This window comes from Paracidovorax valerianellae, from assembly GCF_900102625.1.
GTDB lineage: Bacteria > Pseudomonadota > Gammaproteobacteria > Burkholderiales > Burkholderiaceae_C > Paracidovorax > Paracidovorax valerianellae.
On sequence record NZ_FMZC01000001.1, the window covers coordinates 546,610 to 572,281 of the forward strand.

The window sequence follows — 25,672 nt, forward strand, 5'->3', positions numbered from 1 at the left end:
CCCCGCTCGGTTGACAGCGGTTACCAAAAAGTCAGCCACGGCCAAATTGCTCATCTTTTGATAGCGATACACCGCTGTCTTTATTGCGCTGCAGGCCTTTTTCATTCAAAGCCTTTCGGGGCGCTGCGGATACATCTGTATCCCGAGCGTAAAACCCCCGTGCGCCCCCTTGCCGGGCCTCGCGCTGCGCTGCACCATGGGCACCGTTTCCTCCATGGAGCCCTGCCATGATCCCCTCGCCCGCCGCTTCGACCGCCCTGCCACTCACCCGCAGGCATTGGCTTGGATGGACCGCCGCCCTGTCGCTCGCCACCACGGGCAGCGCCTGGGCCGCCGCCAGCCCGGCCGGCGCGCCGCCGGGGCTGGACGACGCCGCTGCCGGCGTGAGGCTGCTGGACCGCATCTCGTGGGGGGCCACGGCCGCCACGCAGCAGGCAATGGCCGAGGCGGGCACAGCTGGCTACCTGGCTTCGCAATTGCGCTCCGGCCCGGCCGCGCTGCCGCCCGAGGCCCAGGCCCAGATCGACGCCATGGCGATCACCCGCACGCCGATGGAGACGCTGGCCATCGACCTGCAGGGCCGGCAGCAAGCCATCAAGGACCTGCCCGACGAAGACGCCCGCAAGGCCGCGCAAGAGGCCTATCAGCGCGAACTGCGCGGGTTGCAGCGCGAAGCCGAGCGCCGCTTCGTGCTGCGGGCCGTGTATTCGCCAGCGCAGCTGCAGGAGAAGATGACCTGGTTCTGGATGAACCACTTCAGCGTGTTCGCGGGCAAGGCCGACATCCGCGCGATGGTGGGCGACTACGAAGACCGCGCCATTCGCCCGCACGCGCTGGGGCGCTTTCGGGACCTGCTGGGCGCCACCGTGCGCCATCCGGCCATGCTGCGCTATCTGGACAACGCGCAGAACGCGGCCAACCGCATCAACGAGAACTACGCCCGCGAACTGATGGAGTTGCACACGCTGGGCGTGGACGGCGGCTACAGCCAGCGCGACGTGCAGGAGATGGCGCGCGTGCTGACCGGCCACGGCGTGTCGCTGCGCCCCCTGGGCGAGCCGCCCCCGAAGCTGAAACCCGAGTGGACGCGCCAGTACGTGCGCCACGGGCTGTACGAGTTTCACCCCCAGCGCCACGACTGGGGCGCCAAGGAATTGCTGGGCCAGCCGCTGCAGGGCCAGGGCATGGCGGAGCTGGACGAGGCGCTCGACCGCCTGGCCCGTGCGCCGGCCACGGCCCGCTTCGTGTCGCGCAAGCTTGCGATGTACCTGGTGGGCGATGCGCCGCCGCCCGCTTTGCTGGAGGCGATGGCCGAGTCGTTCACGCGCAGCGACGGCCACATCGCCGCCGTGCTGCAGACGCTGTTCGCCAGCGCGCCGTTTCAGGCATCGCTGGGTACGCGGCTGCGCGACCCGGTGCAGTACGTGATGGCCGGGCTGCGCATGGGCTATGCCGACCGCGTGCTGACCAACCCCGATCCCGCGCTATCGTGGCTGCAGCGCCTGGCCGAGCCGCTGTACGGCCGTGCCACGCCGGACGGCTACCCGCTCGACTCCGCCGCCTGGACGAGTTCGGGGCAGATGGCCGTGCGCTTCGAGGTGGCGCGGGCGCTGGGTGGGGCCGGGGCGAGCGCGCTCTACCGTCCCGAAGGCGCACCGCCGCCCAAGGTCAACCCACCGCCACTGGCCCAGAGCGCCTATTACCGCGCGCTGGAGCCGCAACTGGCCCCCGCCACCCGCGTGGCGCTGGCGCGCGCGGCCTCGCCGCTGGAATGGAACACCTTCCTGCTCAGCGCGCCGGAGTTCATGTACGGCTGACGGGGCACCACGGCACGCATTCCGCGCCCCACCGCACCGTCCCCCTCCTTCTTCTAGCTTTCTCGTAGCCTCTTCCCGCTGAAAGGCATTGCCATGACGCACTTCTTCACGCCCCGCCGTTCCGGTACTTCTGCTGGCGCTGCCGACAACGGCCCTGCCCCCACCCGCCGCCAGTGCCTGCAGGCCCTGGCCGCACTCGCCACGCCGGGGGTGCTGCAAGCCAGCCTGGCGGCCACGCCGCAGGGCGCCACGGATGCGCGCTTTCTGCTGGTGTTCCTGCGCGGCGGGTACGACTGCGCCAGCCTGCTGGTGCCGACTGCCAGCGACTATTACTACGAGACCCGGCCCAACATCGCCATCGCCAAACCGGGCGAGGCGAGCGGCGCACTGCCCCTGACGGCCGACTGGGGCCTGCACCCGGCGCTGGCCGGCTCGCTGCTGCCGCTGTACCAGAAGAAACAGGTGGCGTTCGTGCCGTTCTCGGGCACCGAAGACCTCACGCGCAGCCACTTCGACACGCAGGACAGCATCGAGCTGGGCCAGCCGGTGGGCGGGCGGCGCGATTACCGGTCGGGCTTTCTCAACCGGCTGGCGGCCGAGCTGGGCGTGCAGCCACGCTGGCACGACCACCTGTCGCCCATGGCCTTCACCGACACGCTGCCGCTGGTGCTGCGCGGCGGCTACGACGTGCCCAACACCGCGCTGGGCGCAGCCGGCGCGGCCAAGCCCGGCATCGACGACCGCCAGGCCGGCCTGATCGCCTCGATGTACGGCGGCACGCCACTGGCCGCCGCGGTAGCGGAAGGCTTTCAGACGCGCGACGAAGTGGCGCGCACCATGCAGGGCGAAATGGACGCGGCCAGCCGCAACGCATTGAGCACCAAGGGCTTCGAGGGCACGGCGCGCCGCATGGCGCGGCTCATGCAGTCGCGCTACAACCTCGGGTTCGTGGACGTGGGCGGCTGGGACACGCACGTGGGCCAGGGCAACGCCACGGGGGCTCTGGCCAATCGCTTCGAAGAACTGGGCCGGGGCCTGTCCGCCTTCGCCGATGAAATGGGGCCGGCGTGGAACAAGACCACGGCGGTCGTGATCAGCGAGTTCGGCCGCACCTTCCGCGAGAACGGCAACCGCGGCACCGACCACGGCCACGGCAGCGTGATGTGGGTGCTGGGCGGCGGCGTGTCGGGCGGCCGCATCGCGGGCGAGCAGCAGGCGCTCACGGCCACCACCCTGTTCCAGAACCGCGACTACCCCGTGCTGAACGACTACCGCGCCGTGCTGGGCGGGCTGTTCGCGCGCATGTACGGGCTGAACGGCGCGTCGCTCGCGCGGGTATTCCCAGGGACGAAGGCAAAGGATGTGCGGCTGGTTTGAATGGCGATACACGGTCAAACCCATCCGTACGAAACGCACTCTCCCCGCCGACGAAGCCGAACGCTCAGATGAATTCAGTTCTCTTCAGACCCTTCAGGGGCAACGGCCCGTAGGATGGCTTTCGGTGCGCACGGGGACGCCAACGCAGTGCACGCACTGCCCGAAAGCACAGCTGCGGCACCTGCCACCATCAATACAACATCCATCACCGAGGGAGAAGCACATGCCGACTTACCAGGACAAGACAAACACCGCCGCCATCGACTCGCAGATCGACGCGGAACTCAAAGCACCTGAGCCCGCGAAAGAAGTGGTTCAACTTGTCCATAACCTGTGCTGGGAAACCGATATCACGCCAGATCCGATGTCCCAGTGGTTAGGCCTTTTTGCCACGCACCGGGTCCGGGCACAGAAATGGAAAACCAGCGCTGACCTCATCGAGCTCTACCCGAGCGGCACGACCGGCATCGGCAAGAGCGACCGGCTCATGTTCCAAGTAGGAAAAACAGAGGTCGCGGTCATCAAAGCCTACGAAAGCGACCACTGACGCAGCGCCCCGCAGCTGCGGTCATGAGTCCATTCGGGAGTTCAGAATCCCACTCAGCAGCTCGGGCAGGCGATCCGCCCCCATGCGGAATCCGCAGGCCTGCGCGTGGCCGCCACCGCCCATGCTTTCGGCGAGCACCGAGCAGTCGAAGTTGCGCTGCGAGCGCATGCCTACCTTGACCTTGCCGTCCTTGCCGACGATCCACATCAGCGCGAACGTGCCGCACTGCTTGGAGAGCATCTCGCCGATCAGGCTGTGGAAGGCGCCCGGGGCATTCACCATGAGGCCCTGTTTGCCGTTGAACGTGATCGGCTGCGCGCCGCCCGCCACGTCAGCGGCGAGGTGGCGAAACTTCTCGTCCATGGCGTTGCCGCGTGCCACGAAGGCGGCGGATTGCTCGGGCGTGAAGTGGGCGATTTCTTCCCAGCGCGCGAAGTCGAAGGGCTCCATGTCCAGCGCGGCCAGGTAGCCGGCGCTCTCGGGGTACTGCCAGGCCCAGATGTCGCGGTCTTCCACGTAGCGCACCAGGTCGGGCAGCGGAGCGTCGGGGTAGAAGAACTCCCACGCCAGGCGTGCGCCCGATTTGTCCATGTCGAAGTGCACCACGCCGCAGCGGCAGGCAAAGCCGGTGAGCTTTTCGGCGGCGCTCTTGTGGTGGTCCAGCATGACCAGCTTGGCCGCGCGCTCGTCGATGGCGGTCAATATCTCGGGCGTGAAGGAAAAGTCGAGGATGTACACCGCCCGGCCGTTCAGCGCGGGCAAATCGTCCACCGACTGCACCTGCCCGTGCGACAGGCCCACGCACTCGGCCTGGCCGCCGTAGTAGCGCCAGGCGGCCAGCGCGGCACCGAAACCGTCGGCGCAGCGGCCGTGGTACAGGATCAGGGGGTTGGGATCGTTCTTGTCCGGGTGCACCAGCAGTTGCAGGGGCAGGAGGGTTTTTTTCGTGGGGATCGTCATGGGCCGCATTGTCGGGCACCGGGAGGGGCAGAGCCGCCCTGGGAATGCACAGGGCCGGCATGGGGATGGCTGCAGGCCGGCTGCAGGACTTGGCAGGGCCACCCTTTCGGTTGTCCAATCCCCCAGGGCGCTGCATCGCGCTCGCCGGCACCCGATGATTCACCCGCAAGGAGTTTTTATGCGAAAGCTGTCGATCTGCGTGATGGCCCTCTTCCTGGCCGGCTGCGCCACGCAACGCTCGGACAGCCTCTCGCTGGACGCCCCTGCCGGCAGCGCGCAGGGCGCTGACCCGGCCCGTCAGGCCGCGGACCTGGCGGACTGCCAGCGCTACGCCAGCCAGATCGGCGTGGCCAGCGAAACGGTGGACGGCCTGGTGGCCGGCGCCGTGCTGGCGGCCACGGTGGTGTGGGCACTGGGCGGCAGCCGCAATGCGGTGCAGGATTCGGCACTGATCGGCGGGGCGCTCGGCGCCACGCAGGGCGTGCAGGCGCTCGACCGCCGCCAGCGCATCGTGGCCAACTGCATGGCCGGCCGGGGCCATGCGGGCGGCACCTACGCCGCCCTGCCGCCGCTGCCCGAGCCCAACCAGCCGGCGGCCATGGCGCATGCCGACTACACGCACCTACCGGCGCGCGCCATCGGCACGGACACGTTCAATGCCGAGCGCCTGGCGCGCGACCAGTCCTGCACCGCCACGCCCATGGCCTGGCTGGCGGCGAAGGGCCCGGGCTTTGAAACCTACACCGTGCCTTGCAGCAACGGCGACGCCTTGGCGATCCGCTGCGAATTCGGCCAGTGCCGCGTGCTGCGCTGACCCACCGCCGAAACCGCCGCGTGCGCTATTCGGTGTGCGGTCCCGCAGCCGCTGCCTGCGGCGCACGGCCAGCCAGCGGGTGCGCGATGCCGCCATCGCCGTAGGAGCGGATCACCTGCGCGATGGTGACGTGGTAGCCGGCCAGCCACCGGGCCTGCTGCTGTTTTGCCGTGGCATGCGCGGGATGGTCCATGAGCTGGCGCAGCGCCTCCATCGATTCCCAGTAGTACACGTTCGACACCTGGCCCGTGGCCGGGTTTTCCCAAGCCTCTTCGCCCAGGTAGCCGGGGATGGACTTCGCGATCTGCGCGATGGTCTGGTCCAGCGCGTGGAACGCGTCGTCGTACTGCCGTTTTTGGAAAGTGAAGGTCGATGTGTACATGGTCCGCGCGATCATGCATCGGGGCGCATGCGTGCCGCCAGGTCGCCGTGGCCGCGCGCCTGCAGCGTGTCGGCGGCGCCCGCCAGGTCGCGCGGTTCGCGGTTCTGGCTGAGCTTGGATTTGCCGACCAGCGAAGTGATGGCGATCTCGATGCCCACGATGTTCTGCAGCATTGCGTTGATGAAATCGGGCGCCGAATCGCCCATCTTCCAAGGCCGGGGTTCCGCGGCCTCGTGCTGGCGCGTCAGCCGGGCGACCAGGCGGCGCACGAAGCGCTCGTCGTCATGCACCGTCAGCACGCCGTGCGCGTGCACGACCTCGTAGTTCCAGGTGGGCACCATGCGGTGCGACTCGTGCTTGCTGGGGTACCAGTTGGGCGAGATGTAGGCCTGCGGGCCCTGGAACACCACCATGACCGGCGTGCCCGTGGGGCAGCGCTGCCACAGCGGGTTGGCGCGGGCCACATGGGCGGACAACTGGCCGTGCTCGCCCACCGCGGGGTCGAACTCGAACGGCAGGTGGTCGGCGTCCAGCCCGTCCGGGCCGTGCGTGACCAAGGTGCCCAGCGGGTACTCGCGCAGCAGGCGGTGCAGGGGCTCGGGCCGGGTCTCGGCGAAATGCGGGGGGATGTACATGGGGCGTCGCTCGTGCAGAAATGATTCACCCGGACTGTCGCGCAGAACCGGCACAATCCGAAGATCCAGTTTCAGGCAATTTCAATGGGCCAGTTGCACACCTCCGACCCCGCAGGCCTTGGCACCGGCACCGGCCGCCGCATCTACGACCTGCTGCGCGCGCAGATCGCCGATGGCACGCTGGCTGCGGGCGCGCGGGCGCCGTCCACCCGCGCGCTGGCGGCCGACCTGGGCGTCTCGCGCACCACCGTCACGGCGGCCTACGAGCAACTGGCGGCCGAAGGCTTCCTCGTCACCGCGGTGGGGCGGGCCGCGCGCGTGGCCATTCCGCCGGCTGCGGCCGCCCGGCACGTTGCAGCGCCCGGGCGCCGCGGCAAGGCGCCGTTGAGGCTGTCGGCCTTCGGCCAGCGTTTGGCCGGCATGGAGATGCCGGGGCTGCCGAACGAGGCGCCGGCCCGAATCGACTTTCTGTACGGCGCCGTGGCCTCGCGCGACTTTCCCGCGCTGGCCTGGCGCCGCGCCTACCAGGCCGAGCTGCTGCGCCATCAGCACAGCCTGCGCTACATCCCGCCCGAAGGCGATGCCGCGCTGCGCCGTTCCATCCAGGGCTACCTGCGGCGCGCGCGCGGGCTGGCCTGCGATGCGGAGCAGATCGTGGTGGTGCACGGTTCGCAGCAGGGCATCGACCTGTGCGCGCGGCTGCTGCTGGATGCGGGTGATGCGTTCGTCTTCGAGGAACCCGGCTACCTGATGGCGCGCCGGTGCTTCGAAGCCACGGGCGCCGAACTGCGGGCCGTGCCGGTCGATGCGCAGGGCCTTGATACCACCCATCTGCCGCAGGACGGCCGGGTGCGGCTGGCCTACGTAACGCCATCGCACCAGTTTCCGCTCGGCGGCGTGCTGCCGATCGGGCGGCGCATGGAGTTGCTGCAGTGGGCGCAGCGCCACCGCGCGTGGATCGTGGAGGACGACTACGACGGCGAATTCCGCTACGGCCAGCGCCCCATCGATGCACTGCAATCCATCGACACCGATGGCCGCGTGATCTACATGGGCACCTTCTCCAAGGCGCTGTCGCCGCAGTTGCGCCTGGGCTACCTCGTGCTGCCGGCCGAGCTGGTGGCGGTGTTCCGCCAGGCCAAGCGCATGGCCGACCGGCACGCCCCGGTGCTGGAGCAGCGCACGCTGGCCGCGCTGATCGACAGCGGCGCCTACGAACGCCACGTGCGGCGCACCCGGCGCGAGCATGAGCGCCGCCGCACCGCGCTGCTCGACGCCATCGCGCGCCATCTGCCGGCCGATGCGTGGCTGGCCGGCACGGCGGCAGGACTGCATGCGGTGCTGTGGCTGCCGTTCCTGCGTCCGCAGGACGAAACCGCGGTGGTGGCCGCCGCACGCGATCAGGGCGTGGGCGTGTACCCGGTGTCGCCGCTGTTCGCCCCACCGCCGCGAGGCCAGCCGAAGCGGCCGGGCGGGCTGATGCTGGGCTATGCCAGCCTGACGGTGGAGCAGATCGAGCAAGGGGTGAAGATCCTGGCGGGGGTGCTCGCGCCGTGGGCGGTGCCCCGGCAGCGGGCAGCGCGACGGCGTTGAACCGAGCATGTCGGTGGCCGGGCCGCGAAGGCGAGTGACACCGGGCCGGTTATCCTGCCCGCCGTTACCGGCAGCGCATTTAGTGCCTGCTGCACCCTCCCGCTTTCGCCTCTTCCACCCCTTCCATCGGATGCCCCCCCTGCACCTTCTCTGGCGCGACGAGCACCTCGTTGCGGTCTACAAACCTGCCGGCTGGCTCGTGCACCGCACGGGGCTGGACGCGGGCGAGACGCGCTTCGTCATGCAGGTGCTGCGCGACCAGATCGGGCAGCACGTGTACCCGGTGCACCGGCTCGACAAAGGCACCTGCGGCGTGCTGGTGATGGCGCTGCACCCGGCCGCGGCGCGCGCGCTGTCGCAGGCATTCGAGCACCACACGGTGCGCAAGCGCTACCTGGCGCTGGTGCGCGGCTGGGCGCCCGAAACGGCCGAGGTGGACCACCCCCTGCGACCGGACGACGCACCGCCCGATGCGCCCGTGCAGAGCGCCCACACCTCGCTGCGCTGCCTGGCCCGGCTGGAGCTGCCCGAGGCGGCCGACCCACGCTTTCCAGGCACCCGTGCCTCGCTGGTTGAGGCCGTGCCCACGACCGGTCGGCGCCACCAGATCCGCCGCCACCTCAAGCACCTGGCCCACCCGATCCTGGGCGATGCCACGCACGGCAAAGGCCCGCTCAACCGCTGGTGGGCCGAGCGGCTGGGGCGCCAGCGCCTGTGGCTGCATGCCTGGCACCTGGGCCTGCCGCACCCGGTGACCGGCGAGTGGCTGGACCTGGAAAGCGGGCTGCCCGCGTGGACTGGGGCGGCACCGGGCCCCACCGTATCGCCCACGGCTCCGGCGGCCATCGCCGGCGATGCGCTGGACTGGCAGCAGCGCGTGCTTGCCCTGCCCTGGCAACCGCTGGGATGATGGCGGCGGAGCCACCACCGCCGGTCGCGTCCTACCTGCGCTGTCGCCGGAGGCTGCTGGCAAAGCCTGCGCGCCGAGCCGACATTGGCTGGCGGCTGGCCGAAGCGGCCTTCCTCAAGCCGGCCACTGCAGCCGCACCGATTCATTTTTCATGGGGTATTTCCGGATGACCAAGACACTGCTTCTGCTGCTTCTCGCCCCGGTGCACGGAGTGCATTCGTGATGGGCTGGTGGGACCAGATCGCCACCACTGTGGCCATGGAGTTTTCCGACTTGACCGACCTGGGCCAGGCCACGCGCATCGTGGTGCGCCTGGGCATCGCCGGGCTGCTGGGCGGCATGCTGGGCTGGGAGCGCGAGAACAAGGGCAAGGCGGCTGGCGTGCGCACGCACATGCTGGTGTCGATGGGTGCGGCGATGTTCGTGCTGGTCGCGCAGCAGGCCGGCATCAGCGCGGGGGACAACAGCCGCGTGCTGCAGGGCATCGTCGCGGGCGTGGGCTTTCTGGGCGCGGGCACCATCCTGAAGGGCGACGGCGAGAGCCAGGTGAAGGGGCTGACCACGGCGGCCGGCATCTGGCTCACCGCGGCCATCGGCGTGGCGGCGGGGCTGGGCCTGGAGGCAACGGCGGTGCTCAGCACCTTGCTGGCGCTGGCGATCTTCAACGCCGTTCCGCTGGTGCAGCGCATGACCACGCGGCACGACGATCCGGTTCGAAAATAGCGGGGCTTTGTGGCGTACCATCGCGCCACGGTCCCACCCGGTGACCTGAAACGGAGGACCCCATGGCCAAAGGCGAACAGCGTAGCAACAAGATGGCGAAGAAACCCAAGAAGGACACTTCGCCCCCGAAAGAAGGCGGCGGCTCCGACCGTCCCATGGCACCCATCACCGCCGTGGCACCCCGCGGCAAGTTGAAGAACAAGTAAATTGAACAAGCAGGGCCGGCTCGTCCGCCCCGCCCACCAATGGCGGCCTGCGCTGGCTTACAGCGCAGGCCGCCGTTTTTTCTTGGGCGCCGGCCAGATCCACTGGGGCATCACCGGCACGGCAGGTTCAACAGCATCGACCGGCGCGGCGGCGGCTTCGAAGTGCGGCCCCGGCCCGGCCTGGGCCAACTGGTCCTGGGCATTGCGCAACGGGCAATCCTTGAGCGACAAGCAACCGCAGCCGATGCAGCCGTCGAGCTGGTCCCTGAGCTGCGTCAGCATGCGGATGCGGTCCTCCAGGCCGCTCTTCCAGGCCGCCGACATGCGCCGCCAGTCCGCCGCCGTGGGCGTTCGGCCTTGCGGCAATGCCTGCAGCGCCTCGGCAATGTCCGACAGCGGCACGCCCATGCGCTGGGCCACCTTGATGACCGCCACGCGCCGCAGCACCGAGCGCGGATAGCGCCGCTGGTTGCCTGCGCTGCGCACGCTGCCGATCAGCCCCTTGGCCTCGTAGAAATGCAGCGCCGACACGGCCAGGCCGCTGCGTGCGGCCACTTCCCCCACGGTCAATTCGGGGGTGGCATGGGCGGGTTTCGAGGGGTCGTCTGCAGGCATGAAAACCAACGGTAAGGAATGGGTTGACCTCAAGTTTAATTGAGGTTTGATACTGCAGGCCTCTTCACTCCACAGGCCGGTTACCCCATGTCCAGCACGAACTCCGCAGCCGCTTCCACCGCCCCTTCAAGCCGTTCCGCAGGCCCCGCCGCGGCGGCCTACATCGCCCCGCTGGGCACCCGTGGCGCCCCCGCCATGGCGCTGTCGCTCCTGAACCCGCCGGGCCTGTACGACCCGCAGCCCAACGGCTATTCGCACCTGGCCGTGGTGCAGGGCGCGGCGCGCACGGTGCATGTGGCGGGCCAGGGCGGGGAAGATGCCCAGGGCCGGCTGGCGGAAGGCTTCGGGGCCCAGGTGGACCAGGCGCTGGCCAACCTGCGCACCGCGCTCGGCGCGGCCGGGGCCGAACTGAAGGACGTGGCCAAGCTCACCGTGCTGGTCGTGGACCACAGCGAAGAGCGCCTGCGCTCGTTCGGCCAGGCGCTGATGGCCGCTTGGGCCGGCGCGCCGACACCCGCCTGCACGCTGATCCCCGTGCCGCGCCTGGCGCTGGACGGCATGCTGTTCGAGATCGACGCGCTTGCCTACGTGCCGGCCCGCTGACGCGCTGGCATCCTTCCGCCCTTGCCGTACGGCCTCGGGCCCTTCCATCGTCCGCCCCCCGCCCGCCAACCTCCACTGCTTCGCCTTCACGCTCCGTTCGCATGCCTTCCAACGCCCTCCCCGCCTCCTCTTCCAGCCCCTCTGCCGCCGCTGGGCTGTCCACCCCAGTCCTGCTGCTGATGGCCGTGGCCTGCGGCCTGTGCGCGGGGGCCAACTATTTCAACCAGCCGCTGCTGCATTCCATCGCCGTGCACCTGAACGTGTCCGAGGGCATGGCAGCGCTCACCGTCACCATCGCGCAAGTGGCCTATGCCTTCGGACTGCTGCTGCTCGTCCCGCTGGGTGACAAGCTGGAGCGGCGGCGCCTGATCGCCACGCTGATGGTGCTGGCGGCGGTCGGGCTCTTCCTGAGCGGCTTTGCCGACAGCTTCGCGCTGCTGGCGCTGGGCACGCTGATGACGGGGCTGTTTTCGGTGGCCGCGCAGGTGCTGGTGCCCATGGCGGCGGCGCTGGCCGCGCCCGGGCGCAGCGGGCAGGCCGTGGGGCTGGTGATGAGCGGCCTGCTGACCGGCATTCTGGCCGCGCGCAGCGTGGCAGGCCTGCTGTCGGGCCTGGGCGGATGGAACCTGGTGTACCGGGTGGGCGGCGTGGCCGTGCTGCTGGTGGCCGTGGCGCTGTGGTTCGCACTGCCCACGCTGCGCAGCCCCAATCCGCCGAGCTACGGGCAGGTGCTGCGGTCGCTGGGCACGCTGGCGCTGCGCCACCCGCGCCTGCGCAGCCGCGCGCTGCTGGGCGGACTGTCGTTCGCCTCGGTGAGCGTGCTGTTCTCCACCATGGCGCTGATGCTGGCCGGCCCCGCCCACCGCATGAGCGACGCGCACATCGGCCTCGTCGGGCTGGCCGGCGTGGCGGGTGCGCTGATGGCCAACGTGGCCGGCCGCCTGGCCGACCAGGGCCGCGAACAGATCACCACCCGCGTCTCGGTGCTGTTGATGCTGGGCAGCTGGGCGGCGCTGTGGCTGGGCGGCACGTCCATCGTGTGGTTCCTGATCGGCATGCTGGTGATCGACCTGGCGCTGCAGGGCGTGCACATCAGCAACCAGAACGTGATCTACCAGTTGGCACCCGAGGCACGTTCGCGCCTCAACGCGGTGTACATGACCACCTACTTCACCGGCGCCGCGCTGGGCTCGGCCCTCGGCTCGGCCGCATGGCAACGCGGCGGCTGGAGTGCGGCGTGCCTCACCGGCGTGGGCGTGGCGGTGCTCAATGCCCTGGCGATGGTGCACGACGCGCGGCTGGCAAAACGTGCGCCGGGCCTGAGCGGCCGCTAGCCGCGCCCTTTACGCCCGGTTGCAAAGCAGTCGGTTGCCTTGCAGTGGGGCCCTTCGTGCAGCGCAGCAAAAAGGGAACGGGTCCGACACGGCGCGGGCAGCCCCTGCCATGTAATGGGCTGAGCCGCCCGGCACCGGGCGGCCTATAGCAAACCACCCGAGGAGGACCATCCCATGAAGCAACACGCCACCATCCGCGGAGAAGTCACTTACCGCGAAGGCGACGGCATGCCGATCGCCATTCCCGAGGGCCCGGTCGAACTGGTCCACGCGCCCGACAGCGTGACGCTGAGCTGGACAGCGGACAACGACGCGGCAGGCCTGGCCGCCATGCCCCGCGACCAATACGAGCTGTATGTGAACGACGGCAAGATCCTGCCGCAAGGCGGCCACGCCGAAGAGGGCCACGTCGCCCCGGCCAGCGCATAACCCTGCAAAACGCGCCCGCCCGGCGGTTGCCGGGCGGCGCAGCAACCGCCTGGATCAGTTCAACAACGGATCAATCCCGCACCGGCTCAGGGCACCGGGCGGGTCAGGTACACCGCCTCGCGGCCCACGATGGGCGCCCGGGTCGGCATCATCACCGTGCAGTCGTTGCACAGCGCGCGGATCTCGTCCACGCCGTCGGTGGCAATTAACTCGCCCTCGGCAAACACTTCAAAACCCACCAGCGGCCGCGTGAACGAAAACTCCGGCGTCTTCACCATGCAGGTCTGCAGCAGCTCGTAGCGGCGCTGCGGCCCCGGCGCAGTGCGATCGCGCTCGATCAGCCCGAAATACCCCAGAAAATCCAGCGCCGCGGTGGTGGCGACCTCTCCCGCCGAGCGCAGGAAGTGCTGCCCGCATTCGACCACCAGGCCCGTGCCCGCGCCCGCTGCCTCGCCCAGGCGCCCGTGCTGGATCAGCGGCGTGCCCGATCCCAGCCCGCTGGGCATCAACAGATGCACGCCCGGCCGGCCGATGGCGCAGGCCACTTCGGTGTTGCGGGGATAGGCGGGGTACACCCAGAACGGCTCGACGTCCTGGCTGGTGGAGTGAATGTCCAGAATGTGATCGGCCGCGGCCACCACGGGGCGCAGTTCGCGCGCGCGCCGCATCTCGATGCTGTCCAGGCTGCCATCCAGTTCGGCGGCCGACCAGACGCGGTTGAGGTTGTGGTCGATCTGGCGGCTGTCGAACGGCCGACTGCGGTCGAACGACTCGTAGGCCTGCACGTTGGCGAAGCTGATGGTGAGCGTGCCCTTCAACGGGCGCACGCCGCTGTCCAGCAGGTGCGTGGCGGCGACCATGCCGCAGATCTCGTTGCCGTGCGTGAGCGCGTTGATCAGCACGTGCGGGCCGGGCTGGCCCGATTCGAACCGGTGCACGTAGGGGACGCCGGTGTTGCCCTCGCGGTAGGCGGACAGGTCGCGGGGAAGGACTTCGAACAAGGGAGGGGAAAGGCTCATCGCAGTGCGGCGGAGGGCGCGCCCGGCTTCGGCCGCCCGTCCGTTGTGAAGGTGGGGAAGCCGGCCATCGTAGCGGCTTCGGCGCACCTTTGCACCGCACTGCGTGGGTGTGGCCGGGGCCGCGTCTTGTAGGATCGCCGCAGGGGTGCCGACACCGAGGCCCGGCTCCGCCCTGCCACCCAAACGCAGCCCCACCCTCACGCCATGCACCCGCCCACCGCCACGCCGACGTCACTGGAAGAAGCCCGCCGGCTCTGGCCCGAAGGCTTCGGTGATTTCACCCCGGCGCTGGCACAGGCCGTGGAGGCCGCAGGCGCCGTGTGCGTGCAGGGCGACGTTTCGCTGCCGTCCCTGGACCTGTGTGCTCCGCTCGCGCCGGGTTCGCCCCTGCGGGCGCTGGTCATGTCAACGGACCCGCTGCCCGCCGCGCCCGCCTTGTTGATCGTGCAAGGCGCCCTTCGTGTCACAAGCGCGGTGATGGGCGCGGTCACTTCGCCCGGCGCCACCGCCACACAACTGCTGGTGTGCGGCGATGCGCACTTTGGCCATGCGGTGCTGGGCACTGTGGCCGTCACCGTCACCGGCGCCTTGCAGGTCGATGGCCTGCTGTGGTGCGGCGGCGATGGCGCGGCGGATGGCGGTCCCAGTGAACCAATCCCTCCCAGCCTGCGTACCGGCGGCCCGCTCAGCGCGCAGGTGGCGCTGTTCACGGGCCATTGCGGCCTGCACGCCGGCGCCGGCGTGTCCGTGCCCTACCGCTTCGGCGCGGCGCACGGCGAACACGACCGGGCCGCTTTCTCCGCAGAGCCGCTGGCCGCCGTTTTCGAACCGGCACTGGTCCACCATCTGGCGGTGGGCGAGCCCGGCCGCCTCGATGCGCTGCCCGACCGCCCTGCCCTGCTGGCTGCGCTGCAGGCCGGACAACCGGTGCTGCGCAGCCCCGAACACCTCGCCGCAGACCTGGCGTACGACCCGGCCCTGTGCCCCGGCAGCGTCATGCACGCGGCGCACCTGCGGCAACTGCTGCGGTCGCGGCTGCTCGATGCGGCGCACAAGAAGGCCGTGGGCTGGTTCGGCGCCACCGACTTCATGCTGTGCCGCCAGCATGTGGACGAAGACGGCGACACCTACACCGACGGCCTGTTCATGACGGTCTGGAAGACCTGGGACTTTCACCTGTCCATCGACGACGGCACCGCGCGGCAAGGCTGGTGGCGCCGGTTGGCAACGCGGTGGCGCCCGCCGCCCGCGCCGCGCAGCGACGGGCTGACCGTCATGCACCGGCGGTACGCCGCCGGCGTGCCGGGCCCGTGGGAGCCATTGATGGAAGACGGCGCCGACCCCGCCGCAGCGCAGGCCTGCGAGGCCTGCCAGCAGTCCTGGCAAGGCGTGCTCGACTATGCCCGCAAGGCCGTGGCGCATGCCCGGGCGGGCAAGCCGGTGTGGCGGCGGCTGGTGACCGCGCTGTCGGCAGAGCGCATCGAGGCGCTGTCCCGGCTGCCCGTGTTCACCGAGCAGTACAACGACTGGTGGGACGACGAGCGCAACGGCTGGTGGGAAGGCGACGTGTGGGTGGGCGTGCGCCAGCCCTGCATGCACCAGGGCGAGCCTTGGGGGCTGGCCCTGAAGCTCAGCTGGCGCAACGGCGAGGAAGCCCCCGGCGATCCGCCCGACGACGCCCATGCGGCCTACCAGATCGACATCGAAGCCTCGGCCCCCGGCGCACCGCCTGCCGTGCGCATCGCTTGCGCCCAGCGCCAGTCGGAACCGCGCCGCCTGTTGCCGCACCACGCCGTGGACCATGCCGCCCGGTTGCTGCGCTGGTTTTTGGCGCTGGAAGACCGCCTGCATGCGGCCCATGCCTCGTTGCCGCAGGCCACGGCTTCAGAGCAGGAGCGGCCTGCGCCGCAGGGCGGTTGAACGCCGCAGCGCCCGCCAGCAGCATTTGCTATTATTTTTATAGCTGCCACCGCATGATTTCCTACGGCGGGAGCACGATTTGGCATCAAACCCTCGCGCCAGGGCCTGCAGCACCGGCCGGCGCAACCGCCAGTCCGTGCCAGCGCGCGCCCTCAGTCCCCCGCGCCGTCGCCCGCGTCCGCACCGCCCTCATCCGCCAGTCCATCGGCGCCATCGCCGCCGCCGTCCGCTCCACGGCTGCCGCGCTTGCGGCCTTTGGCTTCTTTCTTGGCGGCGCGCAGGGCTTCCTGGCGGGCGCCTTCGGCCTGCCAGACTTCGAACTCGGCGGGCGTCTCCAGCGTGATGGGGCCCAGGATGGCGGTGCGAAAGTCGGTCATCACCAGCTCGGCCGCTTTCTGCAGGTTGACCCGGCCGCCGGCCATGATGGCGCCGCGCTTGCGGGCCACGGCCTCCAGCACTTCTTCGTCCTGCATGTCGCCCACGGCACCGGGTGGAAGGCCCAGCTTGTAGCGCGCCTCCAGCAGCGGCACGTAGTGCTGCTTGAGGTAGCCGATCAGCTCCAGCGCCACCTCTTCTTCATCGTAGGCATTGCGGCCGATGGCGCCGCTGGCCGCCAGCTTGAATCCGCTCTCGGGCACGGTGATGCGCGGCCAGAGCATGCCGGGCGTGTCCCACAGGTAGAAGTCGTCGGCCAGCGTGATGCGCTGCTCCAGCTTGGTGATGCCGGCCTCGTCGCCCGTCTTGGCCTGGCTCTTCTTGCTGAGCGTGTTGATGAGCGTGGACTTGCCCACGTTGGGAATGCCGCAGATCAACACGCGCATGGGCTTTGCCATGCCGCCACGCTGGGGCGCCAACTGGTGGCAGGCGTCGATGAGGCGCCGGGCCGGCGCGGGCTCGGACGCGTCGAGCGCGATGGCGCGCGTTTCAGAGCGGGCGTTGTACCAGTCCAGCCACAGCGGCGTGCGCGCGGGGTCGGCCACGTCCTGCTTGTTCAGTACCTTCACGGCGGGCTTGTGCCCGGTCAGCTCGGCCAGCAACGGGTTGCTGCTGGAGCCGGGCAGGCGCGCGTCCAGCAGTTCGATCACCACATCGATGTCCTTGATGCGCTCGCCGATCGCCTTGCGCGTGAGGTGCATGTGACCGGGAAACCACTGGATGGCCATGGAGAGTCTTTCGCTTTTTGAGGGGGTTCGAGGGCGACAAGGATAATCGGCCCTGCTTTCACTCCCGGCCCTGGCCTTCATGCCCCTTCCCCCACCCCCCGTTCACCGTCCCGACAGCAAGCACGACAAAGAGCTGTTGTTCAAGGGCGTGACCTGCGCCCTCATCGGCCTCATCGTGCTGCTGGCACCCTACGTGGCGCGGTCGTCCAGCGTGGCCGACATGATGCGGCAGGCCTATCTGGTGGGCTGGTTCGCCCTGGTGCTGGGCGGCGCCTTCCTCGTGCGCTACGCCATGCGCCGCTACGGGGGCCGCCGCCGCTACTGACGGCGCGGGGACGATGCGATGACCGAGGTCGCCACCGAACTCGCCCGCACGCGCGCGCTGTTCGCCGAGCTCCAGGCCCGCGCGCAAGCCCATGCGGTGGCGCTGCGCCCGCCCCCGGCAGAGCCCACCACCTGCTGCGGCCGCGGCTGCAACGGCTGCGTGTGGGAAGGCTTCTACGCCGCCGCCGAGTGGTGGCGGCAGGATGCGCTGGAGGCGCTCGATGCGCTGCAAGCCGCGGCCCCTGCCGTCATGCACCCGGATTGAAGGCTCGATCATCCGACTCCAGCTTCAACATCAACGCCATCTTTGGCTTCGGATCGTCGTGTGCCAGCGCGCATCCCACGCGGGCGACCGGCGTTCACGTTGTCCCAGTCCAGCATCACCGCAACCACAGAACATGAGCCTTCAGCAAACCACCCCCGCCTACCTCGACCAATGCCGCGCCGCACAGCGCGCCGAGCAGGAACAATCGATGGCCGCCACCCAGCAGTGGGCACACGTCGACAAGGCCCAGGCACACGCCGATTTCGACGCGCTCTACAAAGAGTTGGCCCCGCTGATCGACACCAACGCGCCCTCGTCCGCTGCCGTCCAGGCGCTGATGGCAAAGCACTTCGAAATCGTCTCGCGCTTTTACGTGCCTTCTCGCGAGGCATATGTGGGCACCGCGCTGTTCTATGCCGACAACGCGGACATGAAGGCGTTCCACAACGGGTACCACCCCCGGATGGTGGAGTTTCTGGGCGATGCCGTGCACGCGTACGCACAGCAGCACCTGGGGTAAGCAGGTTCGCTCGCAGCGCAGCGCAGAGGCTCGCATCGGGCGCACTCAGGCGAAATGATCGCAGAGAAAATCCACGAAAGCGGTCACCTTGGGGCTCACCAGCCGGCGCGATGCGTGCAGCACCCAGCCTTCGGGCTGGGCCCCCTGCACCACGCCCCATTCAACGAGGCGCCCGGCGGCCAGGTCCGGCGCCACGGCGGTGCGGGGCACCAGGGCCGGGCCTGCGCCCGCCAGCACTGCGTTCCGAATGAGCAGCGGGGTCGAGTAGCGCAGCAGCGGCTTGGGCAGATACGTCCGCACGTTGCCGTCTTTGTCGGCCACCGTCCACGGCCCCACCACCGCGCGGCCGGTGCGCACGACCGCCGGGAGCTCGATGCCGCCGCCGGCCCCCGCGGCATTCGCTGGCGGCGGTGACAGATCGGGGGGCGCGACCAGCAGCAACTGATCGCGCAGAAAACAGCGGCCGACCAGCGCATCGTCCGGCCGCGGATTGAAGCGCACGACAACGTCATAGCCGTCGCCCACCAGATCGACGAGGCGGTCCTCCGCCGTCACTTCCAGCCGCACCTCGGGGTGCGCGCGGAGAAACGCCGCGCCCAACTGCCCCATCGCCACGTGGGCGAACAGCAGCGGCGTGCTGACGCGCAGCACGCCCCGCGGGCGGCCGATGCCGGACTTCAACTCATCGACCACCTGCGTGATCTCGCCGAAGGGATCGGCCGTGCGCGAATGCAGGATCGCCCCTTCGGGCGTGAGCTGCAGTTTGCGCGTGCCGCGCTCCACGAGGCGTACGCCCAGCGCGTCCTCCAGCGCCCGCACGCGGCGCGACAGCGTGGCCTTCGGCACGCCGCTGGCGCGGCTGGCGCTGCCGAACCCGCCGTGGATCGCCACCAGGTTGAAGTCGGCCAATGCAGCAATGTCCATGGTTTGTTCCATTTTCGAGACGCCATGTCCAGATTTCTCGGACTATGCACCATTCATGAGCCACCGAACAATCGGGCCGTGGGCAAGAAAGGCCGCCAGCCGGCCCGCTTCACCGCCCGCTCACTTCACGACACCAACGACAAGGAACGCACCATGAAAGCAGTACGGTTTCACCAATACGGTGGCCCAGAGGTCCTGACCATCGAAGACATCGCAAAGCCCACGCCCGGCCCCGGCCAGGTGCGCATCGCGGTCAAGGCGGCAGGCATCAACCCGATTGACTGGAAACTGCGGGCCGGCTACATGCACGCGATGATGCCCATCGCCATGCCCGCCGGCAGCGGGTTCGATGCAGCGGGCATCGTCGATGCCGTGGGCGAAGGCGTGTCCGGCGTGGCCGTGGGCGATGCCGTCTTCGGCAAGGGCATCGACACCATGGCCGAATTCGCGATCCTGCAGGAATGGACTACGAAGCCCCCAGGCTTGTCGTTCGAAGAAGCCGCGGGCTACCCGGTCGCGGTCGAAACAGCCACCCGCATCCTTGCCGAAGTGGGCGTGAAGCCGGGCGAAACGCTCCTGGTCAGCGGCGGCGCCGGAGGCGTGGGGTCGGCCGTGATCCAGCTCGCCAAAGCCGCGGGCATCCGCACGATCGGCACCGCCAGCGCCTCCAAGCACGACTACCTGCGCTCGCTGGGCGCCATCCCCACCACCTACGGGCCCGGACTGGCCGACCGCGTGGCCGCCCTAGCACCGCAAGGCGTGCAAGCAGCACTCGACATTGCAGGCTCGGGCGTCATTCCCGAACTGGTGGCGATCACCGGCGATGCCTCGAAAGTGCTGTCGATCTCCGACCTGTCCGCCCCGCAACACGGCGCCAAAACCTCGTTCGAGCCCATGGAAGCGGTCCAGGCCACCAAAGCGCTAACCAGTGCTGCCACGCTGTTCACAGCAGGCGCGTTCACCTTGACGGTGGAGCAAACCTTTCCGCTGGACCGCATCGCTGCCGCGCATGAACTCAGCGCGAAAGGCCATGTGACCGGGCGGCTCGTCATCACCATGCATTGAAGATGGGTGTGTGGAGGCTTGGCCGTCAAAGCCGGCCTCTTCAACCCTCTCGATCGATCTTCCAGCCAGCGCCTGAAAGGCTGCGGAATCCACCAAGCGTCAACCGTCAACTTGCAGGCAAGGCCACAACACCATGGACATCAGCAACAACACCGTCTTGATCACCGGCGGCTCGTCCGGCATCGGGCTGGAGCTGGCGAAGCAGCTTCGGCACCTCGGCAACACTGTGATCGTCACCGGCCGCAACCCAGCCAAACTGGCGGCGGTGAGCCGCGCGCTCCCCGGCATTCACACGCGGGTGTGCGACGTGGCCGACCCGTCATCCATCAGCGCGATGCACCAGACGCTGCCGCTGGATTTTCCGGCGCTGAACGTCGTCATCCACTGCGCCGGCATCATGCGGAAAATCAATCTCCAAAGCCCGACGGACGATCTGAAAGATTTGACCCAGGAGGTCGAAACGAATCTGAAAGGCACCATATGGGTCAACCAGATGTTCCTGCCCCATCTGAAGAAGCAGCCACGCGCGGCGATCGTCAACGTGTCTTCAGGCCTGGCCTTCGTGCCCATGGCCATCGCGCCCATCTACTGCGCGACCAAGGCGGGCCTGCACGCCTACACCCGCTCGCTGCGGTTGCAGCTCAAACGCACCCGCGTGCAGGTCTTCGAGCTGGCACCGCCGGGCACGGATACATCGCTTTTCTCGGGCGATTTCACGAAGGAAGATGTCGGAGGCGTCACGCCGATGCCGGTCGAGACCCTGGTGAAACATGCCCTGGCGGGGCTGCGGAAAGACAGGCTCGAGATTCGACCGGGCTTGAGCAACGTGTTGAAGATCGCTTCGCGCATCGCACCGGATTTCATGTTGGCGCAGTTGGGCAAGTCGGTTGATTTGATGCGGGATCGTTGAGCGGGGCGAGCGATCTTTGCCGCCAATGTGTGCAACGGCGCGGCCAGGGGCTTTCCCGTCCACTCATCAGACAGCATTCGACTTCGGTGATGGACCACCGACCCTCTAATGCCAGTCTGGCTGGGGCCCAGGCCGGGTATAGCCCCACACCCGAATGACTCCCGCTTCCACGGAATAGGGAATGCTGTGGCGCTTGAGGACCTCTTGCAGCCATTGTGCCGAGGCCGCTTGGAGCTCGATCCACTCCCACTCCGCGACCGGATGAAGGTGGTAATAGAACTCGCCGTCCCAGGCAGTACAGAACCCCGGTGGCGCGAAAACGCTGCGACCCCGGAACTGGGGATGCTGCTCGACCGGTGCCGCTAGCATCTCGGCACGCAGCTCCGCCCATTTGGTGTGATTGAGCGCCGGATAAAGATCCCCGCGCTGGACCATGGCTGACAAGCGCTTCATATCTTCATCGGTTGGGCGAGGCATTGTCCTGCTATCCCATTTGCGCAGACGGGTCACATGGCCCTCCGAAATTTCCATCGTTCAGTCCAATCGCAGGCAACGATGGACGCCACGATAACGAGGCCTGCAGCAGATTCGGGTTCCTATCGCTGCGCGCCAACTCAAAGGCTGCCTCACACGCTCACCGAGCCCCTGAACCCTCGCGCAGCGTAGTAAGAATCGGCCCCGTTGTGATACACGAAGACCCTGCCGTAGCGCCTGTCGCAAAACAACGCGCCACCGAGTTTTCTGATTTCCGGCGGCGTGGCGACCCAACTCGACGTCTTGCGGTCGAACTCCCCGAACTGCTGAAGCGCCCGGTATTGGTCCTCCGTCAGCAGCGAGATGCCCATGGCGCCGGCAACGTCCATCGCGCTGTCCTCCGGCTTGTTCTGCTTGCGGGCGTTGAGCGCCTCAGCGTCGTAGCACAGGCTGCGGCGCCCCTGCGGGCTCTCGGCGGCGCAGTCGCAGAACACGTACGCCCCATCGGCGCCCGCTGTGCCAATGACATCAGGCTCGCCGCCCGTCGTCTCCATCGCATGGAGGGCTTTCAGCTGTTCGGGGTTGGCTTGCAAACGGGCATGGACATCGGCCCAGTGGATTCCTAGATGCCTGCGCGGGTTCTGGTAGAAACGCTGCGCCAAGGCATCAAGGATGAGATCGCGTTGGTCTACTTTCACTTCGATGGCTCCTCTTCTTTTGCCGCCTGCTGTGACTGTTTCGAGTTGGGAACAGTCTTCCATGGAGTGCAGATGGCTTCTCGTGTCGGGGGCGTCAAGTGGAGTTGTATACCACCCTTTCACAGAAAAGTGGCAATCTGCCTATGCGAATAGCGGACCATTCGCGCGCAACGCGTCGGTGTCCAAGCGCTTGGATAAAAGCGCTGCCGCAACACAAAAATAAGAAACTGAATTTGACTTAAACCACTAAAATCGACAAAGTTCAGGTACTAAATCAATTACGTAGAGTAGCCAAATTCGTAACGCATCTTTGATTATGATTATTTTGCAAACAAGACCTGTAAAAAATTATATTTATCAAGCGGGACTAAATACACCTACAGCATGCTTGGTAAATGTAAAATAATTACAGGCCAGCCAGCTTAATGACCCAATAAATTTTTAAACTCGCCAATCTCACCAAACCAACGGCGTAAATTTATCTCATCCGCATCCCTAAAATTAATAACCGCATCAGAAATAGACAGTTCTTTAGAAACGATCTGCATTTTAGCCTTGAAACGCTCTCCAATTGAAGTTCGGACAAGTTCAGGATCAAGTGTCCCCATTATTAATTCAAGCACTGTCAACTCAGCAACTTGATACGAAACTTTGTCATCTAGATTCAAAAATTTCTCTTTATTTTTAATTTCCTCAAAATCAGAAATTACATTACCAGCGATTATTCTTATCAACGGAACAATTTCCTCCACCTTGGCGGAAGAAAACCACTGATTTATCGCATTATGCGTATAGGTATCAGGATTAATTGACATAAGCCACCTATTTAAAGACAGAATTATTTTCCACCCGAGATTTCATCGATTGCCTGCAGAACGCTTTCATGTATTTTATCTGGCGAAAGTGTCGCGTCAAGCACCAACAACGGGCTTTTGTATTCAAGCAAAAATCTTTCATAATTCTCGGATGCAATCGTTAATTTGTCCGGATTTTCATAAGCATCCAGAGTGGTTCTGTTTTTCATACGCTGAACAGAAACTTTGACGGGATTTCTTAAATAAATCAAAAGTGATGGATCGGGGAATTCTTTATTTAATTCTTGAATTCGCTGCCAGTCGGCTTCAGACCCGCAATGATACGCATATGAGGACGCGATATATCGAGTACTAATAACGGAAATACCCCTATTCAAAAGAGATACAACTCCGTCGATATCATTATTCAAATGATCAAATCGATCAGCAGCAAACAAATAAGCCAACTGTCGATCAAACATGATAGGATCGTTTGAAAATAAAAGTCGGCCTTTAAGGACCTGCCTAATCATCTGACCCACAGGTCCAGGAGAAGGCTCTTCTGTAAGACAACAATTCAAACTTTTGGAGCGCCAAAAATTTTCTAGGCGAATAGCTTGGGTTGATGTTCCGGAACCATCAAGACCTTCAAAAACTACAAAAATCGGCTTAATCATGTGATGCCTGTAACTTTATAAATAGAAATAGCGTTATTCAGCAAAATATAAAAGCATGAGCACATGCCTTTATAGCAAAACTTATTTTAACAGCTAGACGAAGAGTCAAGAAAGGGTACTATGACAATACTTACTGATGAAGAAATTTTGACGGCAATGAAATCCGGCATGCTCATCAAAGAGGGAGACTACGGCCTCATAGGCCCTGCTTGTTATGAGCTAAGAGCAGGGCCAATCTACTACGACCTCACCGAAGGCAGCACTCGCATTGATGCAACCGCTCAAAAAACAATTTTAATCAAGCCTGGGCACAGGGTGGTACTTATAACCCTAGAACAATTAGACATTTCAAATGACATATTTGCCAGAATATCAAGTAAAGGCTCATTGTTCAGCATCGGACTCAGCGCGGTGAGTACATATGCGGACCCAGGATTTTCGGGTCATATTGGCATAGTAACCCAAAACATGAGCGATAAGTATATCGTTTTACCAATCAAACAAACAATCGCAAAAGTAGATTTTTCTCGGCTATCCAGAAATGTTAAAAAAAATTACATTGGGCAACATGGCTATCATTCGCAAATTTGGCCAATTAGAAATGATTTGCAAAAAACATACGGCGAAATAAAAAATGACACGCGTGTAGGCTCTGAAGATGAGGAGGCCGGCAAAGTAATTCCAGCAGCTACAGTGTTGGCTTTAAAAAAAATACAGATGGATCAGCGCTCACTCAAGCAGTCATTGATTTTAATTACACTAGTGAACATACTTATGTTTGCGATTGTACTTGATATCAATCGAACAGAGTTTTGGTTCGCAATTTCTACCAATCTATTAGCTTCTGCAGTCTTTGCATTCCCAAACTACAACCCCCTAAAAAAATGACTTTCTCGAAATCCATCACGGGAGTTAGAAATATCTTCTTCATTGCCGTAAATACTGGATACAGCACTCAAGGCAATCCAAACAGGGATTTTATCGAATTCTACAGGCAGCGAAGCGGCAACGGATTGTATTGTGCGATAGTCGGAAATGTAGTAATTCCTGATGGGTTTGGGAGCAATGAATTCTGCTCAAAAATCTCCAACCATAGTGTTTGGTCGTCGGTAGCCACAGCCATTAGAGATGAAGGTGCCAAGCCAGGAATTCAGCTGGCTTCAACTTGGCAAGGATATAAGGGAAATATCAAATTTATCCCTCAAGACTATGAATCAGCAATCAATCATTACTTAGAAATAGGAAAATCATTTACCAAAACAGATGTTAAAAACGCATTCCAATCACTTACGAAAGCAAGTAAGTTAGCTATTGATCACGGATTTTCCCACTTGCAATTACATGCCGCTCATGGCTACTTATTTAATCTACTCCTGGATTCGCGTTTCTCAAATTTGTCGAATTTAGCCTTAGAATTGGCGACAGACTGGGCGCAAAACATGAAGCAAGCTGGGATAGAAACCTCTATGAGAATCTCGATACTCACAGGCGATTTAGAACTAGATAATTCAGACCGCACAATAAATTTGAGTGACTTTTGTAACACAGGATTTGACTATCTCGATATATCAGAAGGATTTTACAATATAGACAAAAAATTAATATATCCAACTTCAGAAAAACAACTTTTAGAGCGCTTTACAAGATCCACAAACCGAGCAAAGCAACATTCACAACAATTATTTATAATCTCCGGAAAAATATTTAGCACGATCCATAATGACATTCCAAAAAACGTTCACTTAGGAGTATGCAGGGATTTAATAGCAAATCCAGAATATCTATCGAATAACAAGCCATGTCAAAATTGCATGAAATGCCACTATCACTCTAGAGGCGCTTCAAAATTAGAATGCAGTCTTTGGCAAATTTAGATTTCATCATATATTTTTAGATAAAAATCTTCGCACGCCGGGCGTCATCGTCTCAAATCCCTTATTCACTCGATGGTAATTTTTGTTTCGATCATGCCGT

Annotated in this window: 30 protein-coding genes; 19 read left to right on the forward strand and 11 right to left on the reverse strand. The window is 64.9% G+C overall.

What is annotated here, in order from left to right; genetic code table 11:
- The first annotated feature begins 227 nt into the window (after positions 1–227).
- The 3 genes from BLT03_RS02420 (at position 228) to BLT03_RS02430 (ending at position 3,741) form a co-directional block, all read left to right on the forward strand.
- The gene (locus tag BLT03_RS02420; RefSeq protein WP_092739892.1) at positions 228–1,817 is read left to right on the forward strand and encodes a DUF1800 domain-containing protein; all 1,590 of its coding nucleotides are present in this window, start codon (positions 228–230) and stop codon (positions 1,815–1,817) included.
- 93 nt (positions 1,818–1,910) lie between these two features.
- Complete coding sequence (locus BLT03_RS02425) at positions 1,911–3,194, forward strand: DUF1501 domain-containing protein (RefSeq protein WP_245711197.1); 1,284 nt, start codon at positions 1,911–1,913, stop codon at positions 3,192–3,194.
- A 223-nt stretch (positions 3,195–3,417) separates the two neighbouring features.
- A complete protein-coding gene (locus tag BLT03_RS02430) occupies positions 3,418–3,741 on the forward strand; it encodes a hypothetical protein (RefSeq protein ID WP_092739894.1) in 324 nt (107 codons plus the stop codon).
- 21 nt (positions 3,742–3,762) lie between these two features.
- Here the strand turns inward: BLT03_RS02430 and BLT03_RS02435 are convergent, their stop codons facing one another.
- Complete coding sequence (locus BLT03_RS02435; RefSeq protein WP_092740116.1) at positions 3,763–4,701, reverse strand: DHH family phosphoesterase; 939 nt, start codon at positions 4,699–4,701, stop codon at positions 3,763–3,765.
- Between the two features lie 178 nt (positions 4,702–4,879).
- Here BLT03_RS02435 and BLT03_RS02440 point away from each other — a divergent pair, with 178 nt between their 5' ends.
- A complete protein-coding gene (locus BLT03_RS02440) occupies positions 4,880–5,515 on the forward strand; it encodes a glycine zipper family protein (RefSeq protein WP_245711198.1) in 636 nt (211 codons plus the stop codon).
- A gap of 25 nt (positions 5,516–5,540) precedes the next feature.
- Here BLT03_RS02440 and BLT03_RS02445 read toward each other — a convergent pair whose 3' ends face one another.
- Together BLT03_RS02445 and BLT03_RS02450 are read right to left on the reverse strand one after the other, a co-directional pair.
- Positions 5,541–5,897, reverse strand: coding sequence for an antibiotic biosynthesis monooxygenase family protein (locus BLT03_RS02445; RefSeq protein ID WP_092740120.1), 357 nt, complete (start codon positions 5,895–5,897; stop codon positions 5,541–5,543).
- A gap of 11 nt (positions 5,898–5,908) precedes the next feature.
- Entirely contained in the window at positions 5,909–6,532 is a 624-nt protein-coding gene (locus BLT03_RS02450) for an FMN-binding negative transcriptional regulator (RefSeq protein ID WP_092739896.1), read from the reverse strand.
- An 84-nt stretch (positions 6,533–6,616) separates the two neighbouring features.
- On the opposite strand from BLT03_RS02450, the gene pdxR reads away from it, so the two are divergent.
- The 4 genes from pdxR to BLT03_RS24380 all read left to right on the forward strand — a co-directional run bounded on the left by pdxR (position 6,617) and on the right by BLT03_RS24380 (position 9,964).
- The gene (gene pdxR, locus BLT03_RS02455; protein ID WP_092739898.1) at positions 6,617–8,125 is read left to right on the forward strand and encodes a MocR-like pyridoxine biosynthesis transcription factor PdxR; all 1,509 of its coding nucleotides are present in this window, start codon (positions 6,617–6,619) and stop codon (positions 8,123–8,125) included.
- Between the two features lie 130 nt (positions 8,126–8,255).
- The gene (locus BLT03_RS02460; RefSeq protein ID WP_092739900.1) at positions 8,256–9,035 is read left to right on the forward strand and encodes a pseudouridine synthase; all 780 of its coding nucleotides are present in this window, start codon (positions 8,256–8,258) and stop codon (positions 9,033–9,035) included.
- A gap of 222 nt (positions 9,036–9,257) precedes the next feature.
- On the forward strand, positions 9,258–9,758 hold the full coding sequence (locus BLT03_RS02465) for an MgtC/SapB family protein (RefSeq protein WP_092739902.1): 501 nt from the start codon (positions 9,258–9,260) through the stop codon (positions 9,756–9,758).
- Between the two features lie 62 nt (positions 9,759–9,820).
- Positions 9,821–9,964: a hypothetical protein gene (locus tag BLT03_RS24380; protein WP_175537636.1), complete on the forward strand. Its 144-nt coding sequence runs from the start codon at positions 9,821–9,823 to the stop codon at positions 9,962–9,964.
- Between the two features lie 57 nt (positions 9,965–10,021).
- Here the strand turns inward: BLT03_RS24380 and soxR are convergent, their stop codons facing one another.
- On the reverse strand, positions 10,022–10,579 hold the full coding sequence (soxR, locus tag BLT03_RS02470) for a redox-sensitive transcriptional activator SoxR (RefSeq protein ID WP_092739904.1): 558 nt from the start codon (positions 10,577–10,579) through the stop codon (positions 10,022–10,024).
- Positions 10,580–10,774: 195 nt separating this feature from the next.
- On the opposite strand from soxR, the gene BLT03_RS02475 reads away from it, so the two are divergent.
- From BLT03_RS02475 to BLT03_RS02485, 3 genes are all read left to right on the forward strand, one after another.
- Complete coding sequence (locus BLT03_RS02475; RefSeq protein WP_092740122.1) at positions 10,775–11,182, forward strand: RidA family protein; 408 nt, start codon at positions 10,775–10,777, stop codon at positions 11,180–11,182.
- Positions 11,183–11,283: 101 nt separating this feature from the next.
- Entirely contained in the window at positions 11,284–12,516 is a 1,233-nt protein-coding gene (locus BLT03_RS02480; RefSeq protein ID WP_092739906.1) for an MFS transporter, read from the forward strand.
- Positions 12,517–12,690: 174 nt separating this feature from the next.
- Positions 12,691–12,945 (forward strand): hypothetical protein, encoded by a 255-nt coding sequence (locus tag BLT03_RS02485; protein ID WP_092739908.1) that lies wholly within the window; start codon positions 12,691–12,693, stop codon positions 12,943–12,945.
- Between the two features lie 86 nt (positions 12,946–13,031).
- Here the strand turns inward: BLT03_RS02485 and BLT03_RS02490 are convergent, their stop codons facing one another.
- Positions 13,032–13,964 carry a M14 family metallopeptidase gene (locus BLT03_RS02490; protein ID WP_092739910.1) on the reverse strand — a complete coding sequence of 311 codons (933 nt, stop codon included), beginning with the start codon at positions 13,962–13,964 and terminating at the stop codon, positions 13,032–13,034.
- Between the two features lie 204 nt (positions 13,965–14,168).
- On the opposite strand from BLT03_RS02490, the gene BLT03_RS02495 reads away from it, so the two are divergent.
- Entirely contained in the window at positions 14,169–15,884 is a 1,716-nt protein-coding gene (locus tag BLT03_RS02495; protein WP_092739912.1) for a hypothetical protein, read from the forward strand.
- Between the two features lie 152 nt (positions 15,885–16,036).
- Here the strand turns inward: BLT03_RS02495 and ylqF are convergent, their stop codons facing one another.
- Positions 16,037–17,047: a ribosome biogenesis GTPase YlqF gene (gene ylqF, locus BLT03_RS02500; protein ID WP_092739914.1), complete on the reverse strand. Its 1,011-nt coding sequence runs from the start codon at positions 17,045–17,047 to the stop codon at positions 16,037–16,039.
- 79 nt (positions 17,048–17,126) lie between these two features.
- Between ylqF and BLT03_RS02505 the strand changes: the two genes are divergently transcribed.
- The 3 genes from BLT03_RS02505 (at position 17,127) to BLT03_RS02515 (ending at position 18,156) form a co-directional block, all read left to right on the forward strand.
- A complete protein-coding gene (locus tag BLT03_RS02505; RefSeq protein ID WP_092739916.1) occupies positions 17,127–17,372 on the forward strand; it encodes a hypothetical protein in 246 nt (81 codons plus the stop codon).
- An 18-nt stretch (positions 17,373–17,390) separates the two neighbouring features.
- The gene (locus BLT03_RS02510; RefSeq protein ID WP_092739919.1) at positions 17,391–17,636 is read left to right on the forward strand and encodes an oxidoreductase-like domain-containing protein; all 246 of its coding nucleotides are present in this window, start codon (positions 17,391–17,393) and stop codon (positions 17,634–17,636) included.
- A 133-nt stretch (positions 17,637–17,769) separates the two neighbouring features.
- Positions 17,770–18,156, forward strand: a complete 387-nt coding sequence (locus tag BLT03_RS02515) for a TipAS antibiotic-recognition domain-containing protein (protein ID WP_092739921.1) — start codon at positions 17,770–17,772, stop codon at positions 18,154–18,156.
- Positions 18,157–18,201: 45 nt separating this feature from the next.
- Here the strand turns inward: BLT03_RS02515 and BLT03_RS02520 are convergent, their stop codons facing one another.
- Positions 18,202–19,080: a LysR family transcriptional regulator gene (locus tag BLT03_RS02520; protein ID WP_092740124.1), complete on the reverse strand. Its 879-nt coding sequence runs from the start codon at positions 19,078–19,080 to the stop codon at positions 18,202–18,204.
- 24 nt (positions 19,081–19,104) lie between these two features.
- On the opposite strand from BLT03_RS02520, the gene BLT03_RS02525 reads away from it, so the two are divergent.
- Both BLT03_RS02525 and BLT03_RS02530 read left to right on the forward strand, forming a co-directional pair.
- A complete protein-coding gene (locus BLT03_RS02525; RefSeq protein ID WP_217640123.1) occupies positions 19,105–20,145 on the forward strand; it encodes an NADP-dependent oxidoreductase in 1,041 nt (346 codons plus the stop codon).
- Between the two features lie 133 nt (positions 20,146–20,278).
- The gene (locus BLT03_RS02530) at positions 20,279–21,055 is read left to right on the forward strand and encodes an SDR family oxidoreductase (protein WP_092739923.1); all 777 of its coding nucleotides are present in this window, start codon (positions 20,279–20,281) and stop codon (positions 21,053–21,055) included.
- A 105-nt stretch (positions 21,056–21,160) separates the two neighbouring features.
- Here the strand turns inward: BLT03_RS02530 and BLT03_RS02535 are convergent, their stop codons facing one another.
- The 4 genes from BLT03_RS02535 to tmk all read right to left on the reverse strand — a co-directional run bounded on the left by BLT03_RS02535 (position 21,161) and on the right by tmk (position 23,698).
- Positions 21,161–21,508: a DUF6678 family protein gene (locus BLT03_RS02535; RefSeq protein WP_139160295.1), complete on the reverse strand. Its 348-nt coding sequence runs from the start codon at positions 21,506–21,508 to the stop codon at positions 21,161–21,163.
- 173 nt (positions 21,509–21,681) lie between these two features.
- Positions 21,682–22,290 carry a DUF4256 domain-containing protein gene (locus BLT03_RS02540; protein ID WP_092739927.1) on the reverse strand — a complete coding sequence of 203 codons (609 nt, stop codon included), beginning with the start codon at positions 22,288–22,290 and terminating at the stop codon, positions 21,682–21,684.
- A gap of 359 nt (positions 22,291–22,649) precedes the next feature.
- Complete coding sequence (locus tag BLT03_RS23710) at positions 22,650–23,042, reverse strand: hypothetical protein (protein ID WP_139160296.1); 393 nt, start codon at positions 23,040–23,042, stop codon at positions 22,650–22,652.
- Between the two features lie 23 nt (positions 23,043–23,065).
- Positions 23,066–23,698 (reverse strand): dTMP kinase, encoded by a 633-nt coding sequence (gene tmk, locus BLT03_RS02545; protein ID WP_092739929.1) that lies wholly within the window; start codon positions 23,696–23,698, stop codon positions 23,066–23,068.
- A gap of 120 nt (positions 23,699–23,818) precedes the next feature.
- Here tmk and BLT03_RS02550 point away from each other — a divergent pair, with 120 nt between their 5' ends.
- Positions 23,819–24,586: a dCTP deaminase domain-containing protein gene (locus BLT03_RS02550; RefSeq protein WP_092739931.1), complete on the forward strand. Its 768-nt coding sequence runs from the start codon at positions 23,819–23,821 to the stop codon at positions 24,584–24,586.
- Positions 24,583–25,572 (forward strand): oxidoreductase, encoded by a 990-nt coding sequence (locus BLT03_RS02555; RefSeq protein WP_092739933.1) that lies wholly within the window; start codon positions 24,583–24,585, stop codon positions 25,570–25,572. Before BLT03_RS02550 ends, BLT03_RS02555 begins: the two co-directional genes overlap by 4 nt.
- The last annotated feature ends 100 nt before the right edge of the window (positions 25,573–25,672 follow it).

What these genes read in the sequence shown, in the direction of transcription:
- BLT03_RS02420 (WP_092739892.1), top strand. Translation starts at nt 228, where the DNA reads ATGATCCCCTCGCCCGCCGCTTCGACCGCCCTGCCACTCACCCGCAGG.
- BLT03_RS02425 (WP_245711197.1), top strand. Translation starts at nt 1,911, where the DNA reads ATGACGCACTTCTTCACGCCCCGCCGTTCCGGTACTTCTGCTGGCGCT.
- BLT03_RS02430 (WP_092739894.1), top strand. Translation starts at nt 3,418, where the DNA reads ATGCCGACTTACCAGGACAAGACAAACACCGCCGCCATCGACTCGCAG.
- BLT03_RS02435 (WP_092740116.1), bottom strand. Translation starts at nt 4,701, where the DNA reads ATGACGATCCCCACGAAAAAAACCCTCCTGCCCCTGCAACTGCTGGTG.
- BLT03_RS02440 (WP_245711198.1), top strand. Translation starts at nt 4,880, where the DNA reads ATGCGAAAGCTGTCGATCTGCGTGATGGCCCTCTTCCTGGCCGGCTGC.
- BLT03_RS02445 (WP_092740120.1), bottom strand. Translation starts at nt 5,897, where the DNA reads ATGTACACATCGACCTTCACTTTCCAAAAACGGCAGTACGACGACGCG.
- BLT03_RS02450 (WP_092739896.1), bottom strand. Translation starts at nt 6,532, where the DNA reads ATGTACATCCCCCCGCATTTCGCCGAGACCCGGCCCGAGCCCCTGCAC.
- pdxR (WP_092739898.1), top strand. Translation starts at nt 6,617, where the DNA reads ATGGGCCAGTTGCACACCTCCGACCCCGCAGGCCTTGGCACCGGCACC.
- BLT03_RS02460 (WP_092739900.1), top strand. Translation starts at nt 8,256, where the DNA reads ATGCCCCCCCTGCACCTTCTCTGGCGCGACGAGCACCTCGTTGCGGTC.
- BLT03_RS02465 (WP_092739902.1), top strand. Translation starts at nt 9,258, where the DNA reads ATGGGCTGGTGGGACCAGATCGCCACCACTGTGGCCATGGAGTTTTCC.
- BLT03_RS24380 (WP_175537636.1), top strand. Translation starts at nt 9,821, where the DNA reads ATGGCCAAAGGCGAACAGCGTAGCAACAAGATGGCGAAGAAACCCAAG.
- soxR (WP_092739904.1), bottom strand. Translation starts at nt 10,579, where the DNA reads ATGCCTGCAGACGACCCCTCGAAACCCGCCCATGCCACCCCCGAATTG.
- BLT03_RS02475 (WP_092740122.1), top strand. Translation starts at nt 10,775, where the DNA reads ATGGCGCTGTCGCTCCTGAACCCGCCGGGCCTGTACGACCCGCAGCCC.
- BLT03_RS02480 (WP_092739906.1), top strand. Translation starts at nt 11,284, where the DNA reads ATGCCTTCCAACGCCCTCCCCGCCTCCTCTTCCAGCCCCTCTGCCGCC.
- BLT03_RS02485 (WP_092739908.1), top strand. Translation starts at nt 12,691, where the DNA reads ATGAAGCAACACGCCACCATCCGCGGAGAAGTCACTTACCGCGAAGGC.
- BLT03_RS02490 (WP_092739910.1), bottom strand. Translation starts at nt 13,964, where the DNA reads ATGAGCCTTTCCCCTCCCTTGTTCGAAGTCCTTCCCCGCGACCTGTCC.
- BLT03_RS02495 (WP_092739912.1), top strand. Translation starts at nt 14,169, where the DNA reads ATGCACCCGCCCACCGCCACGCCGACGTCACTGGAAGAAGCCCGCCGG.
- ylqF (WP_092739914.1), bottom strand. Translation starts at nt 17,047, where the DNA reads ATGGCCATCCAGTGGTTTCCCGGTCACATGCACCTCACGCGCAAGGCG.
- BLT03_RS02505 (WP_092739916.1), top strand. Translation starts at nt 17,127, where the DNA reads ATGCCCCTTCCCCCACCCCCCGTTCACCGTCCCGACAGCAAGCACGAC.
- BLT03_RS02510 (WP_092739919.1), top strand. Translation starts at nt 17,391, where the DNA reads ATGACCGAGGTCGCCACCGAACTCGCCCGCACGCGCGCGCTGTTCGCC.
- BLT03_RS02515 (WP_092739921.1), top strand. Translation starts at nt 17,770, where the DNA reads ATGAGCCTTCAGCAAACCACCCCCGCCTACCTCGACCAATGCCGCGCC.
- BLT03_RS02520 (WP_092740124.1), bottom strand. Translation starts at nt 19,080, where the DNA reads ATGGACATTGCTGCATTGGCCGACTTCAACCTGGTGGCGATCCACGGC.
- BLT03_RS02525 (WP_217640123.1), top strand. Translation starts at nt 19,105, where the DNA reads ATGTCCAGATTTCTCGGACTATGCACCATTCATGAGCCACCGAACAAT.
- BLT03_RS02530 (WP_092739923.1), top strand. Translation starts at nt 20,279, where the DNA reads ATGGACATCAGCAACAACACCGTCTTGATCACCGGCGGCTCGTCCGGC.
- BLT03_RS02535 (WP_139160295.1), bottom strand. Translation starts at nt 21,508, where the DNA reads ATGAAGCGCTTGTCAGCCATGGTCCAGCGCGGGGATCTTTATCCGGCG.
- BLT03_RS02540 (WP_092739927.1), bottom strand. Translation starts at nt 22,290, where the DNA reads ATGGAAGACTGTTCCCAACTCGAAACAGTCACAGCAGGCGGCAAAAGA.
- BLT03_RS23710 (WP_139160296.1), bottom strand. Translation starts at nt 23,042, where the DNA reads ATGTCAATTAATCCTGATACCTATACGCATAATGCGATAAATCAGTGG.
- tmk (WP_092739929.1), bottom strand. Translation starts at nt 23,698, where the DNA reads ATGATTAAGCCGATTTTTGTAGTTTTTGAAGGTCTTGATGGTTCCGGA.
- BLT03_RS02550 (WP_092739931.1), top strand. Translation starts at nt 23,819, where the DNA reads ATGACAATACTTACTGATGAAGAAATTTTGACGGCAATGAAATCCGGC.
- BLT03_RS02555 (WP_092739933.1), top strand. Translation starts at nt 24,583, where the DNA reads ATGACTTTCTCGAAATCCATCACGGGAGTTAGAAATATCTTCTTCATT.